The organism is Runella sp. R0.1_18 (assembly GCF_057652155.1).
On the sequence record NZ_JBYFCK010000019.1, the window covers coordinates 58,103 to 76,446 of the forward strand.

10 protein-coding genes are annotated in these 18,344 nt (G+C 45.9%); 7 read left to right on the forward strand and 3 right to left on the reverse strand.

Going from position 1 to position 18,344, the window contains the following annotated elements:
• Positions 1-77: 77 nt before the first annotated feature.
• The 3 genes from AC23P2_RS24970 to AC23P2_RS24980 all read right to left on the reverse strand — a co-directional run bounded on the left by AC23P2_RS24970 (position 78) and on the right by AC23P2_RS24980 (position 4,840).
• Positions 78-1,130 carry a 2-oxoacid:ferredoxin oxidoreductase subunit beta gene (locus AC23P2_RS24970; RefSeq protein WP_487775712.1) on the reverse strand — a complete coding sequence of 351 codons (1,053 nt, stop codon included), beginning with the start codon at positions 1,128-1,130 and terminating at the stop codon, positions 78-80.
• A gap of 114 nt (positions 1,131-1,244) precedes the next feature.
• On the reverse strand, positions 1,245-3,068 hold the full coding sequence (locus AC23P2_RS24975) for a 2-oxoacid:acceptor oxidoreductase subunit alpha (protein WP_122934288.1): 1,824 nt from the start codon (positions 3,066-3,068) through the stop codon (positions 1,245-1,247).
• The gene (locus AC23P2_RS24980; protein WP_487775713.1) at positions 3,038-4,840 is read right to left on the reverse strand and encodes an FAD-dependent oxidoreductase; all 1,803 of its coding nucleotides are present in this window, start codon (positions 4,838-4,840) and stop codon (positions 3,038-3,040) included. Before AC23P2_RS24980 ends, AC23P2_RS24975 begins: the two co-directional genes overlap by 31 nt.
• 517 nt (positions 4,841-5,357) lie before the next feature.
• Between AC23P2_RS24980 and AC23P2_RS24985 the strand changes: the two genes are divergently transcribed.
• The 7 genes from AC23P2_RS24985 to AC23P2_RS25015 all read left to right on the forward strand — a co-directional run bounded on the left by AC23P2_RS24985 (position 5,358) and on the right by AC23P2_RS25015 (position 18,344).
• Complete coding sequence (locus AC23P2_RS24985; protein WP_487775714.1) at positions 5,358-7,781, forward strand: T9SS type A sorting domain-containing protein; 2,424 nt, start codon at positions 5,358-5,360, stop codon at positions 7,779-7,781.
• A gap of 123 nt (positions 7,782-7,904) precedes the next feature.
• Entirely contained in the window at positions 7,905-9,320 is a 1,416-nt protein-coding gene (locus AC23P2_RS24990) for a family 16 glycosylhydrolase (protein WP_487775715.1), read from the forward strand.
• Between the two features lie 162 nt (positions 9,321-9,482).
• A complete protein-coding gene (locus AC23P2_RS24995; RefSeq protein WP_487775716.1) occupies positions 9,483-10,034 on the forward strand; it encodes an RNA polymerase sigma factor in 552 nt (183 codons plus the stop codon).
• A gap of 23 nt (positions 10,035-10,057) precedes the next feature.
• The gene (locus tag AC23P2_RS25000) at positions 10,058-11,062 is read left to right on the forward strand and encodes a FecR family protein (protein ID WP_487775717.1); all 1,005 of its coding nucleotides are present in this window, start codon (positions 10,058-10,060) and stop codon (positions 11,060-11,062) included.
• 163 nt (positions 11,063-11,225) lie between these two features.
• Positions 11,226-14,639: a SusC/RagA family TonB-linked outer membrane protein gene (locus tag AC23P2_RS25005; protein ID WP_487775718.1), complete on the forward strand. Its 3,414-nt coding sequence runs from the start codon at positions 11,226-11,228 to the stop codon at positions 14,637-14,639.
• A 19-nt stretch (positions 14,640-14,658) separates the two neighbouring features.
• Positions 14,659-16,371: a RagB/SusD family nutrient uptake outer membrane protein gene (locus AC23P2_RS25010; protein WP_487775719.1), complete on the forward strand. Its 1,713-nt coding sequence runs from the start codon at positions 14,659-14,661 to the stop codon at positions 16,369-16,371.
• A gap of 38 nt (positions 16,372-16,409) precedes the next feature.
• Positions 16,410-18,344, forward strand: coding sequence for an FAD-dependent oxidoreductase (locus AC23P2_RS25015; protein WP_487775720.1), 1,935 nt, complete (start codon positions 16,410-16,412; stop codon positions 18,342-18,344).

Genomic DNA, 18,344 nt, shown 5'->3' on the forward strand with positions numbered 1-18,344 from the left:
TTGCCTATTGAGAATGCACACGACACAAAAGCGCACCGAAATACTTATCGTTTTTTCAATTCAATTACTTTGGATTGCTATCTAAAATCCTCATTGATTAGGTCTAAAATAGCCGAGCCTGGACACAAGTCTTCTTCTTTAAGGCTATTCAACGGACGCAAATCAGATTTAATCACTTCGTGCAAATCTTTGCTATTGGGGTCAATATACAACAAACCCGTCAGAATTTCTCCCTCTGTTTTTGCTGCTTGCAAACGACGCATTGCCGCTTGACGATCGCGAGGATCCCAGCCATCGGCTAATTTTTGCAAATGCACAACCGAACCATCGTGCAACTCCACATCCACCGTTGTACCTGTATCGTAAGAAACCGTAATTTCTTCTTTTTCAGGCACAAAACCTATTTCGGCCAAGGCTTCGATGTGGTCGCGAACGTAGTCGTACGATTTGGTTGAGCCTGCATTGTTATTGAACGTAACGCACGGAGACATCACGTCAATCAACGCAAAACCTTTGTGAGAAAGCGCGGCTTTGATGAGTGGAACGAGTTGGGTTTTGTCACCCGAAAAACTACGCGCTACAAAGGTCGCTCCAAGTTCTAAAGCCATCCCTGGCAAGTCAATGCCTTCAAACGGGTTAACCGAGCCACTTTTGCTCACCGAGCCTTGGTCGGCCGTTGCCGAATCCTGCCCTTTGGTCAGTCCATAGCAGCCGTTGTTCATCACGATGTAAAGCATGTTCAAATTCCGACGAATGGCGTGAACAAACTGCCCCATCCCGATGGAAGCCGTATCGCCATCACCCGAAACCCCAAGGTAAATCAAGTCGCGGTTGGCCATGTTGGCGCCCGTCGCCACCGAAGGCATACGGCCGTGAACGGAGTTAAAGCCGTGAGAGTTGTTCAAGAAATAGTTGGGCGTCTTAGACGAACAACCAATCCCCGACAACTTGGCCACGCGGTGTGGCTCAATCGCCATTTCATAACAAGCTTGTACGATAGCACCACTGATGGAATCGTGGCCACAACCTGCACAAAGCGTCGAAATCACCCCTTCATAATCGGCTTTGGCATACCCAATGGTATTTTTGGGCATTTCAGGGTGACGAAATTTTGGTTTTATGTAAGTCATTTTGAATGTCGAATTTGTAACCTCCCGAAAGTTTAGAACTTTCGGGAGGTTAGTTTCAGTACCTTCCCAAAAGTTTTAAACTTTCGGGAAGGTGTTTAGAATGTCGAATTTTATTTACACCGTTGCTAAAACTCCCGCAATCTGACGGCGAATTGCTTCTGCCGTAATTGGCATTCCGTCATAATTGAGGATTTTGATGAGTTTCTTCGGATTAACTTCCAGTTCGTTGATCAACAACGTACGGAACTGTGCATCACGGTTTTGCTCAATCACAAACACTTGGTCGTGCGCCGCAATAAATTCCTCTACCGACGAATGGAATGGGAAGGCCGTGGCACGCATCGCATCTAGCGTAATACCCTCTTCCTCACGGAGTAAGTCCATGGCTTCCAAAGCCGCATAGGTCGTCGTTCCGAAGAAAATTACCCCGACATTGCTCTTATTTTCAGTTTGATAAAACTCAGGTTTTGGCGTAATTTCTTTGGCCGTATCCCATTTTTTGAGCAAACGGTCAAGCACTTCGGCATTTTTCACCCCATCTTCGGTATAGCGAGCGTATTCGTCGTGCGACGTACCGCGTGTAAAGAATGAACCTTTGGTAGGGTGCGTGGCTGGAATGGTACGGTACGGAATGCCGTCGCCGTCCACGTCCAAATAACGACCAAATTGCTTACCCACCGCCGTCAAATCATCCAAATCTTGAGCAGTATATACTTTACCACGGTCGTAGCGGCGGCTATCATCCCATTTTAAGGGTGCCGTCAAGTGGTCATTCATTCCCAAATCCAAGTCTGTCATCATAATGACAGGCGTTTGCAAACGCTCGGCCAAATCAAACGCATCTGCCATCAAATTGAAACACTCCGTAGGCGTGCTTGGCAACAACAAAACGTGTTTAGTATCCCCGTGCGACGCATAGGCCGCCAACAGCAAGTCAGACTGCTGCGTACGCGTTGGCATCCCCGTTGAAGGTCCTCCACGTTGTACATCGACCAGTACCGCAGGTATTTCGGCAAAATACGCTAATCCTAAAAATTCGTTCATCAACGAAACCCCTGGGCCACTCGTTGCCGTAAAGGCGCGCGCTCCGTTCCAAGATGCCCCTAAGACCATCCCGAAAGCCGCAAGCTCGTCTTCCGCTTGCACAATCGCCACCTTTTTCAGGCCCGTTTCGGGGTCAAGACGGTATTTATTGGCGTATTTAGCAAAAGCTTCTACCAGTGAGGTAGAAGGCGTAATCGGGTACCAACCCGCTACGGTCGCTCCCGCATACACTGCACCAAGACCACAAGCCGTATTTCCGTCAATCACGATGCTGTCGCCTACCAAGTCACGGCGTTCGACGCGTACATGGAGCGGATAGCTATAATTGTCCTGCACATATTTTACACCTTCCATCATTGCTTGCACGTTCGGTTCAATGAGTTTTGGTTTTTTGGCAAACTCATCAGCAATGATTCCTTTTACTACCTCCAATTCGATGTCCAACAAAGCCGCCAAGGCACCCACGTAAATCATGTTTTTAAACAACTGACGCTGACGGGGGTCTTGGTACAAACGCATACAGATGCCAATCATCGGGATTCCAATGTAATTGATGTCCTCACGGATAAAATCTTTGTGTAAATTTTTGGTATTATCATACACAAAGTATCCTCCTGATTTGACCGAGGCAATATCTTGTTTCATGCTTTGTGGGTTGACGCACACAAGCACGTCCACCCCTTCACGGCGGCCCAAATAGCCTTTTTCGCTCACCCGAACTTCGTACCAAGTTGGTAATCCTTGGATATTAGAGGGGAAAATATTTTTAGCCGTCATGGGAATGCCCATTCTAAAAATAGACATCGCAAACATGTTGTTGGCACTGGCCGACCCTGTCCCATTAACGTTGGCAAATCGTACTACTAAGTCGTTAATTCCTGTAAGATTCCGCATTGATTCCCTGCTTTGGTAACTGAATATAAGTATTTCTGCATGTCCCAAGCCGATGTAGGACAGCGTTCGGCACAAAGGCCACAGTGTAAACACACGTTTTCGTCTTTCACCATCACCCGCCCTGTTTTCAACGAGTCAGACACGTACAAGTCTTGGCTAGTATCATTGGCGGGGGCATTCAAACGAGTACGAAGGTCTTCTTCTTCACCATTTGTGGTAAACGTAATACAAGTCGTTGGACAAATATCCACGCAAGCATCACATTCGATACAGCGGCTTTCAGAAAAGACCGTTTGGACGTCACAGTTGAGGCACCGTTGTGCTTCTTTGAAGCCCGTATCTTGGCTAAAGCCCAACTCCACCTCTTTTTTGCGGTCTTTTAGGGTCAAGCTTTTATCGGCGTGCGGAACTTTGTAGCGAATATCAGTCGTCACATCGCTATCATAAATCCACTCGTGAATACCCATTTTTTGGCTAATCAAGTTGGTATAAGGCGACGGACGCTCAGTAAGCGATTGTTGGTTACAGTACAAATCTATCGAAACCGCCGCTTGGTGGCCTTGGGCTACGGCCGTGATTACGTTTTTCGGACCTAGTGCAGCATCACCACCAAAAAACACATTTGGCAGCGTCGATTGGAATGTCGTTTCATTCAACGCAGGCAATCCCCATTCATTAAATTCCAAGCCTAAATCGCGCTCAATCCACGGGAAAGAGTTTTCTTGACCAATGGCAATCAGCACATCATCGGCCTCAAAAAACACCAGTGGCTCACCCGTTGGCACGAGCTTACGGCGGCCATTTTCGTATTTTGGCTCTACTTTCTCAAACGTCATCCCTACCAGTTTACCGTTTTCGGTCACAAACGCTTTTGGGACGTGGTTTTCAAAAATAGGAATATCTTCGTGCAAGGCATCTTCAATTTCCCAAGGCGAGGCTTTCATTTCTTTGCGAGGGCTACGAACCACCACTTTCACATCTTCGCCACCCAAGCGGCGAGACGTGCGGCAGCAGTCCATGGCGGTGTTTCCGCCACCCAAAACAAGTACTTTTTTACCGATTTTTTGCGTGTGTTCAAACGCTACGCTGGCCAGCCATTCAATCCCAATGTGGATATTGCCTTTCGAATCCCAACGGCCAGGCAAATCGGCCAAGTCTTTCCCTTTAGGCGCACCTGTTCCCACAAAAACCGCATCATAACCTTTGTCTAATACACCACGAAGGCTATCGACGCGCGTTTTGAAATGTGTATGAATCCCCAAATCAAGGATAAAGTTTACCTCTTCGTTCAGCACGTTTTCAGGCAAACGAAACGAAGGAATCTGACTACGCATCATTCCTCCGCCACGGTCTTGGTCGTCGTAAAGGTCGATTTGATAACCAAGCGGTGCCAAATCTCGCGCAACGGTCAGGGCCGCAGGACCACCTCCAATCAAGGCAATACGTTTACCGTTTGACGCAAAAGGGCCTTGCGGCATAAAAGCCTTCACATCCCCTTTGTTGTCGGCAGCAACGCGCTTGAGGCGGCAAATCGCAACGGGTTCCTCCTCAACGCGTCCACGGCGGCAAGCAGGCTCACACGGACGGTCGCAAGTACGACCCAACACACCTGGGAAAACATTGGATTCCCAGTTGACCATGTACGCCTCCGTGTAGCGCTCTGCCGCAATCAGCCGAATGTACTCTGGTACAGGCGTATGCGCAGGGCAAGCGTACTGGCAATCCACCACTTTGTGGAAATACTCAGGGTTTTTAATTTCTGTCGGTTTCAAGGAAGTATGGTTTGAAAGATCTGCTATTCGTAAGTTTTTTTTAACAATAAGCACCAATTGCTAAAAGGATAAATAGTCTTTTAAGCAGCAGAAATCAATGGTTTTGATGGGTAATTTCATTAGTTAATTGTGCTTAATTTGCCTTTTGGTGGCAATTAAGGAATTTCATTTGGTATTACAAAGGCTATGTTATCTAAATATTACTTAACGGTTTTCCATTTTTTTGAAGGCTAAACTATAAAATTGTTAGGGTACTTGAAGGTGTATTGAGTCTCTTTGCTTTGTGTCAAAAAGACACCTTTTTTAAAACACTGATTTACAAGCACTTTAAACACAAAACCACCTATACTCATGCCTATCTCATCCACCTTGGATACGCTCATTTAGGATGACACAGAGAGATAATAAAAATCTTCTGCTTAAAAAAAATAAAAAACTAGGCAATTCTGATGCACCTGCGTATTTTTACATCATTGTTAGCCTCCTACCCCCATACACCTTTTCTATTCCAAATTTCATGAAAAAAACAGCCTCTTTCTTCCTTAGTTTAGTTACCATTTTGATAACTACCAATGTATGCTGGTCAACTGACTGGTATGTTTCCACCGCAGGCAACGATTCAAATGCGGGATCGGCGGGATCGCCCAAACGTACGATACAAGCCGCAATCAATGCCGCGTCAACTGGCGACGTAATTAACGTCGCAGCAGGAACTTACCAAGAAAACGTCATGGTGACGAAAGAATTGACCATCAAAGGAGCAGGAAAAGGCGACTCCCCTGCCACTAATACTATTTTAACGCCCACCTCAGCCTGCCAAGGTGTCGGATTTACCATTACGGCTTCCAACGTCACCCTTCAACAATTGTACCTTACCCAGTACGAGGTAGCAGTACAAATAAGCGGAGTTGCCCGTCCGACACTCCAAGACATGGCTTTGGTAGATTATTGTCAAAAAGGAATCAATTTCAGTGGCCTCACAACCAATGTCACCATTTCAAAAACAAGTATTCAACGCACCAGCGCAAAAGCAAGTACCGTCGGGATTCAAGTACTTACCACCAACGCAGTCAGCGGAATGCTGATTGACAATTGCCTAATCTCGGGCAATACCCAAGGAATGTTGGTCACCCAGTCAACCACGCCCGTTGCCTTTGACCAAATCACCATTCAAAACAGTACCATTAGCAATAATTTTCAGAAGGGGTTGTATTTTGAAAAATTGAGCAACGCCTTACTGTCTAATTTGACAATGGACAACAACGGCACTGACCCCAACTATGAGTTCAACAACGGCATTGATATAAACTTAAAATACGGTACTTACGCCAACATTACCCTCCAAAACTCAGATATTACTAATTCGGGGGCAAACGGTGCGGCCTTAGACCCACAAAGTGCTTCGGCCATTGCCATCAAAGCCCGAGACGATGCGCCGTTGTACCACACCCTCCCTGCCACGTTGTCGGGGGTTATCCTAAAAAACAATTGGATTGCTGGGCCGCAAAATGGCATTCGTTTTGGGGAGTTTGGAAAAATCAATGCCACACCCGTTGGAATCATCGTTGAACAAAATGATTTAAGTTTTGGCTTCGCCCACAAAGCGCTCATCCACCGAACCCAAGGTACTGTCACCCTAAACTGTAACTGGCATGGCTCCACGACACCCTCCACCATCAGAAATGGTTTTGAAAATGCAGGCAACGGTACCATCAGCCTCAACCAAGTGCTGAGTAGTGGTTCTGACCAAAATACTGGCGTTGGTTTTCAACCCATCGCTGGCTGTTCATCAATGCCGCTCACCAATGCCGTCCTCAGCGGCGAAGCCACCATTTGTGCAGGTGCAAGTACCGATATTAGGGCGGCTATCACGGGCGGCACCGCTCCCTATAACCTTGTATATAGCAATGGAAGGAACACTTTTACTGTCAACAATTACAGTAGCGGACAGAAAATAAGTGTAACTCCTGCCCTGACGACGACTTATACCTTGGTATCGGTGACAGATGCCAGTGGCGCAACCCTACCCTCAGCCAGCTTAAACGGCAGTGCCCTCGTGAGGGTTACGCCAATCAATATTAGCCTTATCAACGTTGGGCAATCAAAATCGGCCACCAAAACCAACGACTTGGCAGCTTGGACTTCTCAGTACATTGCTCCTGACGCAGGCCCCATTTTGCCACTAAGTACCGAAACAAATCCGACCATTTATTACAGCGAAAACCCTAACAAAACCGCACCTCGTTTTTGGACAGCCTTCGTAGAAACTTGTGCGCTTGGCACCGACGGCTCGCTTACCTTTGACTTGCTGGCCGTTTCAGAAACAGGCACTGTGCGTTCGTACAATACCCACGAAAACAATGCCCCTTATTTTATGTTTGCCAATCGCGACGGTTTTACCGAACTTTATGCCCAAAACCACCCCGCCTACGGCTTTTATCAACTGGATGACAAAGGGGTAAATATTCACGATGCAGGTTTGTCCAAAGGTTTGTTTAAGTTGTCCATCCGCTATTGGAATCAGAAAGGTTGGGGCAGCAATTACCCTTCGACGCGGCAACCACAAGGAACTGTTTTGGCCTATCAAGAATATTGGTTCCGAATTCAATCTAAAGACGGCGTTGGAGCAGGTGCCTTGCGGCAAAAAGCAATTGTTTTGGACAATGGACAACGAATGACAGATAATGGGGCTTTCGCCGAAGTGATGCCCAACCCCGTTACCAACACCATTCGCCTAAAAATACGAGAGAGCAAGGGGCAAGATGTGCAAACTATTTTACTAGACGCCTCAGGTCGTCAGGTTTTTAAACGGGTTTTTGTTCCCGAAACGAGTATCCACCACGAAGAATTTAACGTCAGTCAGTTATCCAATGGCGTCTATTTTCTACGTGTTCATTTTAAAGATAAACAAACGATTTTGAAAGTAATAAAAGTACAGTAGTCAACCTAGTAGCCTATCCCTGTTTTCATCATGACTCCAAAAATCCATTTGATTTTCCTTTTCGCAATCCTATTTTTAAGCACTCAATTAAGTAATGCGCAATCTTTTCACAACAACAAAATCGTGGCACACCGTGGCGCTTGGAAAAAAACGGGGGTTCCTCAAAACTCCATCGCTTCCTTACAAGCAGCCGTTCGCTTGGGATGCGTAGGTTCTGAATTTGACGTGCGAATGACCAAAGATGAAGTATTGGTCATCAACCACGACGCGCATTATGAAGGGATGGACATCGAACAAACCGATTTTGCCGAACTGCGTAAAAAACCCCTTAAAAACGGCGAACTGCTTCCTACGCTGGAGGAATACTTGAAAGAAGGTAAAAAGCAGAAAAAGACCATGCTCGTTACCGAAATCAAACCCTCGCCCGCGGGCAAAGAACGGGCGGTGCTTCTGGCCGAAAAAGTAGTAAAAATGGTGCGCAAAATGAAAGCCCAAAAGTGGATTGTCTATATCAGTTTTGATTATGACATTTTGAAAAAAGTGCGCGAACTCGACAAAGACGCGAAGCTACAATACCTCAACGGAAATATTTCTGCGGCCCAACTAAAAGCCGACAACATTGGTGGCGCAGATTATCATTTCAGTGTTTTTCAACGGGATGAACAATGGCTGGATGAAGCCAAAAAAGAGGGAATTGTCACCAATGCTTGGACGGTCAACGATACCTTGCTCATGGATTATTTTTTGGGCAGAAACATTGATTTTCTTACAACCGATGAGCCCGAAAAAGGACTCCAACGTGATGCCTATTTTGCCAAAACCAAACGCAAATTGGTAGGAGGTGACGAGTTTAACTATACGGGCTTGCCTGATTCAAAAAAATGGGGCTACGACATCGGAGGAAATGGCTGGGGAAATAACGAACTGCAATATTATACGAAGGAAGACACCAACAACGCCGTCGTTCGGAAAGGTGTTTTGACCATTACTGCCCGTCCACAGGCAATGGAAAATCGCAAATTCACCTCTGCTCGTTTGGTGACGCGCGACAAAGGCGAATGGACGTACGGCAGGATTGAAATTCGGGCAAAACTCCCCAAAGGCCGTGGAACTTGGCCTGCCATTTGGATGCTTGGAAAAGACATCAAAGAAGTCGGCTGGCCCAAATGCGGAGAAATCGACATCATGGAACACGTTGGTTACGATCCCGACACGCTCGTCGGGACAATTCACACCCAAGCCTACAACCACGTCAAAGGAACGCAGAAATCGAAGAAAATTTTTATCAAAAATCCTTATTCCGAGTTTCACGTGTATGCCGTGGACTGGACGCCCGAGAAGATGGATTTCTTGTTGGATGGCGTTGTTTACTTGAGCATTCCCAACGAACACAAAACGGTCAACGAATGGCCTTTTGACAAACCCCACTATTTGTTGCTCAACTTAGCCGTTGGAGGCAATTGGGGTGGCGCCAAAGGGGTTGATGAAAGCGTTTTCCCTGCTTCGATGGAAGTGGATTTTGTGCGCGTTTATCAATAAAATCGGCCAAATAGCTATTCCAAAGGAGGTTACAGTGCGTAGCCTCCTTTTTTATTGTATGGCCACACAGCCTCAAAACAAGATAATTCAATTATTTTTTAAAATTATTTAGGGATTTATACCCTTTCCTCTACTGTACTGGTAAATCACACAATAATGACAATGAAGCAATGGGATGACGAGCGATTGGTGGAGTTTCTCAGAGAAGGTAAAATTCCTGCTTTTGAAGAAATCTACCGTCGGTATTGGTACAAACTCTACGGCATTGCCTACCACCAAACGGGGGTTCGGGAAGAAGCAGAGGAGTTGGTACAAGAGGTATTTTTAACCATTTGGAATCGTCGCTCTGAGGTCGTCATTCGCCATTTGGATTTGTACCTGACCATTGCCATCAAAAATCAGGTTTATGACTACATCAAGTCGCAAGTAAACTACCGCAAATACCAAGAGTACCTCATTTTTCAGGAAATCCATCAAAATTATACCACCGACGAAATCGTCAATTACGTAGAATTAGCCGAAGCGGTGGACAAAGTGCTCAATCTTTTGCCTGAAAAAAGTGCGGAGGTTTTCAAGAGAAGCCGTTTTGAGAATCAATCGGTGAAAGAAATCGCCCATGGCCTCAACTTGAGTGAAAAAGCGGTCGAGTACCACATCACCAAATCGCTCAAGTTTTTGAAAGAAAACCTAAAATCGTATCAATCCTACAACTAGGCTATAAACACACCCCAATAAAGATGACTCAGCAGGAATTTAACGAGCTATCAAAGCGCTACCTAGAAGGGAAAACCACCGAAGAAGAGGAGCGATTTTTGGAGCAATGGCTTCGGCAACAGCCTTCCTCCTACCCCACTAACCTAGCAGAAAATCAGCGCAATACGCTTGAAAAACGCCTTTGGCAACGCATCCACGGGCATATCCGCCCTAGCGCTCGCCTCTTACAAATGCCTTGGACGTGGGTTTCGGTGGCGGCGGCTTGTTTGGTGATGGGCTTTATTTGGTGGAATGCCAACGAACCGACAAACTCAAACACCGCTTTACAAGCCATTACGACACAAGCCGAAAATAAGGGTATTGAAGTAAAAAACACGACATCGCACGAACAAGAAGTGCGCCTCGAAGACGGCACGATTGTGCGGCTAAAACAAAACAGCAGCATCGTGTATGACAAAACTTTCAACCAAACCAAACGCACCGTTTATCTGAAAGGGCAAGCCTTCTTTAAAGTAAAACGCAACGTTACCAAACCCTTTGTGGTACACGCGGGAGAGCTTACGACCGAGGTATTGGGAACAAGCTTTTGGGTAAGTCACCACGAAAAATCAAACACCATCGAAGTATCGGTAACGACGGGCAAAGTGTCGGTTTATACCGAAAAGCCCAACCAAAAAGCGGAGAAAAATGGCGTTATTTTAACCCCAAATCAAAAGGTACTTTACGACGTCACCTCCAAAAACATCGTCCCAGGTATTGTTGACAACCCCATTCCAGTTGTGACGCCAGAGGTAGTGAATCTTCCTTTGGTGTTTAAAGAAACCTCGTTGGAGGACGTCCTCCACTCCCTCTCTTTGAGGTACGGGTTAGAGTTTGTGATTGCCAATCCCAACGCCAAGGATTGCCACATCACTGCCGATCTCAACGGGCTTTCGATGTTTACCCAACTCGAACTTATCTGTAAATCCATAGATGCCACTTATGAAAAACGTGGCACGGTGGTCTTCATTTATGGAGACGGTTGCTAAGTAAAAAAAGCGGCCGAAAATGCAGCGAACATTTTCGGCCAAGAGTAAAAACCCTCTACAAACGCCAATCTGTGGGAGGGCCTAGTTTCCCAATTTGTTCAATCAAAAAACAAGTAAATGTATGCAAAAACCGTTACCAATTCCCAAAATCTGGTGGAATCTCATGAAAATTACCTTATCACAATTGTTGCTAATCGTGTTGTGCAGTGGTATGGCAATCGCACACGATACACGTGCCCAAGAGGTGCTCAACCGCACCATTACCGTCGCGGGGGAGCAGCTTGAGTTAAGTAGAATTTTGAGCGACATTGAAAAGCAAGCAAACGTCAAGTTTGTGTACAGTACCAAAATCAAGTCAACCCAACGGCTTTCTGTGAGTCTCAACAACCGCCGTCTTTCAACAGTGTTAGACCAAATTCTGAAGCCCATCGAGGTAACGTACGAAGTGATTGAAAATCGGATTTTGCTAAAAAAAGTAAAAAACGAGAAAGAAGTACTCCCAAACGGCGAAGCCTCAAGCCTTGAATTATTCCGTAATGTCGATAGAAATATCACGGGTACAGTTTCGGACGAAAAAGGTGTAGGGCTACCTGGGGTAAGTATTTTGGTAAAAGGCACGCAGCGTGGTACCAATACCGATGCCAATGGCAATTACCGCCTTTCGATTCCCGACGATAACATCATCCTCGTTTTCTCATTTGTCGGTTATTTGAGTCAAGAAATCAATGTCGCCAATCAAACTGCTTTGAATATTTCGCTCAAGCCCGATACCAAATCGCTGGAAGAAGTGGTGGTGGTAGGTTATGGCGTTCAAAAGAAAAAAGACCTCACGGGCGCCGTGTCCACCGTCAACGCTGAAATGTTTAAGGAGCGCAAAGAAACCCAAGTAGCGCAAGCGTTGCAAGGGGCGATGTCAGGCGTGATGGTGACGCGTAGTGGTACCAATGGCGCGATGGGCGGCGCCACGATTCGGATTCGGGGGATTACGACGATTGGCAGTTCTGATCCACTGGTGATTGTCGATGGCGTTCCAGTAAGTGATGTCAATCAAGTAAACCCCAACGACATTGAAAACCTGACGGTATTGAAAGATGCGGCATCGGCCTCTATTTACGGGTCACGCGCGGCAGCTGGGGTGATTTTGATAACTACCAAAAGGGCTAAAACCGACCAAGCCTCGATTCAGTATAGCTACGAAAACGGTATTGACACGCCTACGCAGCTACCTGACTATATGCGGGCGCAGCGCTACATGGAGCTTGTCAACGAACTCCGCTGGAACGACGCGGGTAACGGCGCCAACCGATTCCCAACGTTCAGCCAAGATTTGTTGACAGATTATAACAAGAAACACCTGTCAGACCCTGACAAATATCCTGACACTGATTGGATGGCGTTGACCCTCAACAAAATTGCGCCAAGAGAAGCACACAGCATTAGCGTGGTGGGTGGTTCAAAATTTGTAAAATCAAACGCGTCGGTTCGCTTTGAGAAAGTGGGCGGTTTTTACGACAACAAAAACTACAATCGGATTTTTGTTCGTTCAAACAACGATTTCACCATCAATAAACTCATTGGTGGTACCGTCGATTTTAACTTTAAGAGAACCAACTCATTGTCTCCTACAGCAGGTAATAGTCAGGTAGATATGAGTCTGATTGGCGGTGATTCTAGAAACAGCACTCCTTCAAATACTCCGTTACAACGTATCCTGATTTCATCACCTATTTATCCTGCTCTTTGGGCCGACGGTCGGATTGCTGACGGAAAAGCGGGTGAAAATGTTTACGCTAAAATTAAATATGGAGGCACTGATCGCCTCAATTATAATCAAATTGGAGGACGTTTAGCCCTTGATTTAAAGCCCATTGAAGGCTTGAAACTATCAGGAATCATTGCCCCTATTTTTGATTTCAACATCCAAAAGCGCTTCAATCGACAAGTAGATGTGTATGCCGCCAACGACCCCAATCAGTTTATCGTATCGTTGATTGGAGGTGGCCTCACTACGCGCTTGGACGAAAACCGCACGACTAATTTTAGTGTGACAACTCAGTTTTTGGGCAACTACCTAAAAACCATTGGTAATCATGACTTTACGGCGTTGGCAGGTTACGAAAACTACTACTTCAAAGGCGAGTCGATGGGGGCTTCGCGTGACCAATATTTGTTTGACACCTATCCTTATCTCAACCAAGGCCCTGCTGCTTTTAGAGACAACTTTGGGTCAGCCTTTGAAACGGCTTATCGCTCTTATTTCGGACGCTTGACCTATAGTTTCAAGGATAAATACCTGATTCAGGCCAACATTCGCCGCGATGGGTCGTCGCGCTTTAATGCCAACTACCGCTGGGGTACGTTCCCTTCAGTATCGGCAGGCTGGGTAGTAAGCGAAGAAGATTTCTTCAAAAGACAAAACGTGGTATCATTCATGAAACTACGTGCCTCTTGGGGCAACCTGGGCAACGAGCGCATCGGGAACTATCCGTCGGTCGGTATTATGAATTTTAGCAATGCTTTGTTCTACCAAAACAACGTAGCTGTGGCTCAGCAAACTGCCGCGCAAGTGCAATATGCAATCAAGGATATATCGTGGGAAAAGACCTCCTCAACCGACTTGGGTTTGGATGCTTATTTCTTTAAAAATCGGTTGCGTTTCACAACCGACGTTTATTACAAACAAACCAAAGATATGTTGTTGGCCTTGCAGATTCCGATTTTTGTAGGGTTTGAAAACCCAAACCAAAATACAGGAACCATGACTACGAAGGGTATTGATTTGGATTTGGGTTGGAACGACAACATCGGCAAGCTACGTTATTCGGCCTCTTTCAACCTATCACAGTTTAAATCTGTCATGGGAGATTTGGGCGGAACTGAGTTTATCGGCGACCGCATCCGAAAATTGGGAAGTCAGTTTGATGAGTGGTACGGCTACCGTTCGGAAGGCATTTACCAAACCCAAGAAGACGTTAATAATTCTCCCAAAATCAACGCAAACGTCAAAGTTGGTGACATGAAATACAGCGACATCAGCGGACCCAACGGCGTACCTGACGGAAAAATTTCTCCTGAGTATGACCGCGTATTGCTCGGTAGCTCACAGCCTCAGTGGATGTACGGCGGAAATTTCAAGTTAGACTACAACGGATTTGATTTGGGCGTTTCATTTCAGGGTATTGGCTTTCAGAACACTTCACTGTTGCCTTACACCGACTACAACGCCGAAAACTGGGGGGTATTTCCCGTGTATATGGACGGAAGCACTTGGAGCCTCAATAACACCCCTGAGCAAAACTTGGCAGCGAAGTACCCAAGATTTACCGAAACCAACAAGGGCTTGAACCGCGCCATGTCTGATTTTTGGTTATTCAATGGAGGTTATTTCCGTTTGAAAAACATCACGTTGGGTTATACCATTCCACAACGGATTTCACGTAAGATTCTGTCAAACAACGTCCGCGTGTATCTCAACGCCACCGACGTATTTACGCTCAACAAATACCCCAAAGGTTGGGATCCAGAAGGAATGGGAATCGTGACAACCGTGTTGGGTGGCTTTACCATCGGCTTTTAATATAACCATTTGACTTTCAATGAAAAAGAACATATACATTGCAGTCCTTAGCTTCTTATTGTTAGCTTCCTGCCAAAACTCTCTTGACCTTTATCCGTTGGCTGAACCCTCCGCTGAAAAGTGGTACTCTAACGAGACCGAAATCCAACTGGCGCTCAATGACCTCTACCGCATTGAATTTTGGCAGTGGGACGAAGACGGTACAAGTATTAATTATCTTTCTGACGACGGCTTTTACCGCCAAACCCTCACGCCCATTAAATCTGGTACTGTGACGAGCCAGTGGGCTTTCTCGACCGCACTGTGGCGTAATTCTTATAAGGCCATTGCTCGTGCAAATAGAGCGATTGTAGCCTTAAATAGTCCCGAAACCAAGGCCAAAGTAAACCAAGTAAAATTGGATGTATATTTGGCTGAAGCACGTTTACATCGGGCAGGCCAATATGCGAAGTTGGTCAACAAGTTTGGCGATGTAGTGTATAGCGACGGTGTCATCAGCATCGAAGAGGCGTACACCAAAGGGCGAACCGACAAAAAAACGGTCATTACAAAAATCTACGAAGATTTTGATTATGCCATTGCCAATTTACCGACAAGCTACGCCACTTCAGCGCTCAAGCGCGCCACAAAAGGTGTAGCATTGGCTTTGAAAGCGCGTTTTGCTCTTTATGAAAAAGACTACAAAACAGCCAGTGATGCTGCCAAAGCGTGCATAGATCTGAACCAATACGTGTTACATGCCGACTACGCCAATTTGTTTTTGCAGAGCACCAAAAACTCAAGAGAGGTTATTTTTTCCATTCCTCGCTCGTTAGAATTGAAAGTAACCACGGGCCCGACCTCAGATATTATCAGTCGTAACTCAGGCGGATTTGCCGCAGCTGACCCGAGCTGGGATTTGTTTTGTTCCTACCTCTGCACCGATGGCAAAACCATTGACAAGTCCCCCCTTTATGACCCCCGAAACCCCTTCAAAAACCGCGACCCGCGTTGTACGGCTACCATCGTGGAGTTTGGACAACCGCATCTAGGTTTTATCTATGACCCACACCCCAACGCACTGCAAGTAACCCGCATCAGTACCAATACCAAAGTGACCAACAACGATAACCGCGCCAACGCACAATTTGCCTCGTTCAATGGATTGGTGTGGAAAAAAGGTGTGGATGATTCTTGGCTGCTCAATGGACGACTTATTGAACCTGAGCAAATTATCATCCGCTATGCCGATGTGCTTCTGATGTATGCCGAAGCCAAAATTGAACAAAATCAAATTGACAAATCAGTCTTGGATGCCATTAATTCTGTGCGAGCTCGCGCCTACAAAGTAGCCCTGACCGCAACTGGCTCCTACCCTGCTATTACAACCACCAATCAAGCCGAATTGCGCCGTGAGTTACGCATAGAACGCCGCATGGAGTTGGCCTTTGAAGGGCTTCGCTACATGGACATCGTTCGTTGGCGCATCGCGGGCAAAGTGCTCAACCGCCCCATTTATGGAATGCTCGACCCCGTTGACTTACGCGCCAAAGTAGTCGATAAAAACCTGTGGTTTTTCCCTGGTACGCCCAAAATTGACGAAGATGGCACGCCTGATTTTAGCGAAATGGAAAAAACGGGGCTCATCAAAAACTTGGTTCCTACCACTTGGAACGACCGCCAATATTTGTGGCCAATTCCTACTGCCGAAATTCAAATCAACTCCAACATGAAACAAAACGAGGGGTATTAAAAATACTCTTTTGCTTCTTTTACTAAACATTTTGTGAGATGAAAAGAAAACAATTTATTGGAATACTCGGAAATACAAGCCTTGTTTTATTGGCAGGTAAACTACCCGCGCTGGGACAGGGTAAACCAAAAAAAACAGCCCAGGAGTTTGTCTTTGTTGAAGCAGAACAATTTGCCAACCATGGTGGATGGGAATTAGACCAACAATCCATGGAACAAATGGGCTCTCCTTATCTTTTAGCGCATGGTTTAGGAATACCAGTACAAGATGCCACCACAGAAATTCAATTTCCGAAAGCGGGTTCTTATCGGGTATGGGTACGCACAAAAGATTGGGTAGCTCCTTGGAATGCCCCAGGTGCCCCAGGCAAATTTCAACTGCTACTAAACGGAAAAGCCATTCCAGAAGTCTTTGGGACAAAAAGTGCTACTTGGCATTGGCACGACGGAGGTATTGTGAACGTGGGAAAAAGCGCTACCCTAGCCCTTCACGATTTGACAGGCTTCGAAGGCCGTTGTGAAGCCATTTTGTTTTGTAAAGACACCGATTTTACACCTACCAATGATATTGCAGCGCTGACTCAATTTCGGCGCAGACTGCTTGGGCTTCCCCAAAAACCTGAAAATGGTGGCAAATTTGACCTTATTGTAGCTGGTGGAGGCTTAGCAGGTACTTGTGCGGCTATTTCTGCGGCACGCAATGGAATCAAAGTTGCCCTTGTGCAAGACAGACCCGTACTTGGAGGAAACGGTAGCTCAGAAGTGCGCGTTTGGCCAGAAGGTCATACCAATAAAAGCCTTTTTCCGCACATAGGTGATATAGTCAATGAAATTCTCCCTCCCATTACGAAGCGTTCGGGGGAGGTTTTAAATGGTGTCGCCGCTGCTTATTACGATGATGCCCGCAAAGCAAAGGTGGTCCAATCAGAACCCAATATTACCCTTTTATTGAATCATAGAGTGGTTGAAGTAGAAACAGAAGCCAGCGAAATTAAGTCTCTAATCATTCAAAGCACCCTTACTTCTCGTCAACTTAGACTACAAGGAAAGTTATTTGCCGATTGTACTGGCGATGCAACTGTTGGTTTTAAAGCAGGGGCAGATTATGAGTACAAGGTCGAAAATTTAATGGGTAGCTCAAATCTTTTCAATGTACTTGATACAACAAACAAGGAAGAGGTATTGGCCTGCGAATGCAAAGACAAAAGTGCTTTGGCCCTAAAATGTGAGATTGGCGACTACGAACAGCCCTTCCCTCGCTGTCCTTGGGCTTTGGATTTATCTGACAAACCATTTCCAGGAAGAAAGGGGGTAAAAACTTTTGGCAAAGAAGACCTTTCATCTTTTGCCAATATGTGGTATTGGGAAAGTGGGTTTAATAAAGACCAAGTCAATGAAATTGAACTCATACGTGACCACAATTTCAGGGCAATGTACGGGGCTTGGGATGTTCTCAAAAATATAGATAACATGTACCCAAAGCACCGATTAGGTTGGTCGGCTTTTATTGCGGGAAAGAGAGAATCACGCAGACTGATGGGCGATGTGATTTTAGAGGCCGAGGATTTTAAAAAACAGCGAAAATTTGAAGATAGCGCTTTCCCATGTTCTTGGCATGTGGACCTCCACACGCCTAAAAAAGAATATCAAAATGGGTTTGAGGGCAATGAATTCATTTCGGATTATACCCGAGGTGCTGAATACCAGTACGGAGAAGTTTATTGGGCTCCCTACCGAACGCTTTACAGCCGAAACATCAAAAATCTCTTCATGGCAGGTAGGTGTATCAGTGTGTCAAAGACAGGACTTGGACCTGTTAGGGTGATGCGAACCTGTGGAATGATGGGTGAAATAGTCGGTAAAGCAGCAGCTATTTGTATTAAAAAGTCAACAAACCCAAGGGGAGTTTATACTGATTACTTGGGTGAATTGCACAGTTTAATGCAAAAACCAGGCAGTGAAAAAAGTGAATAG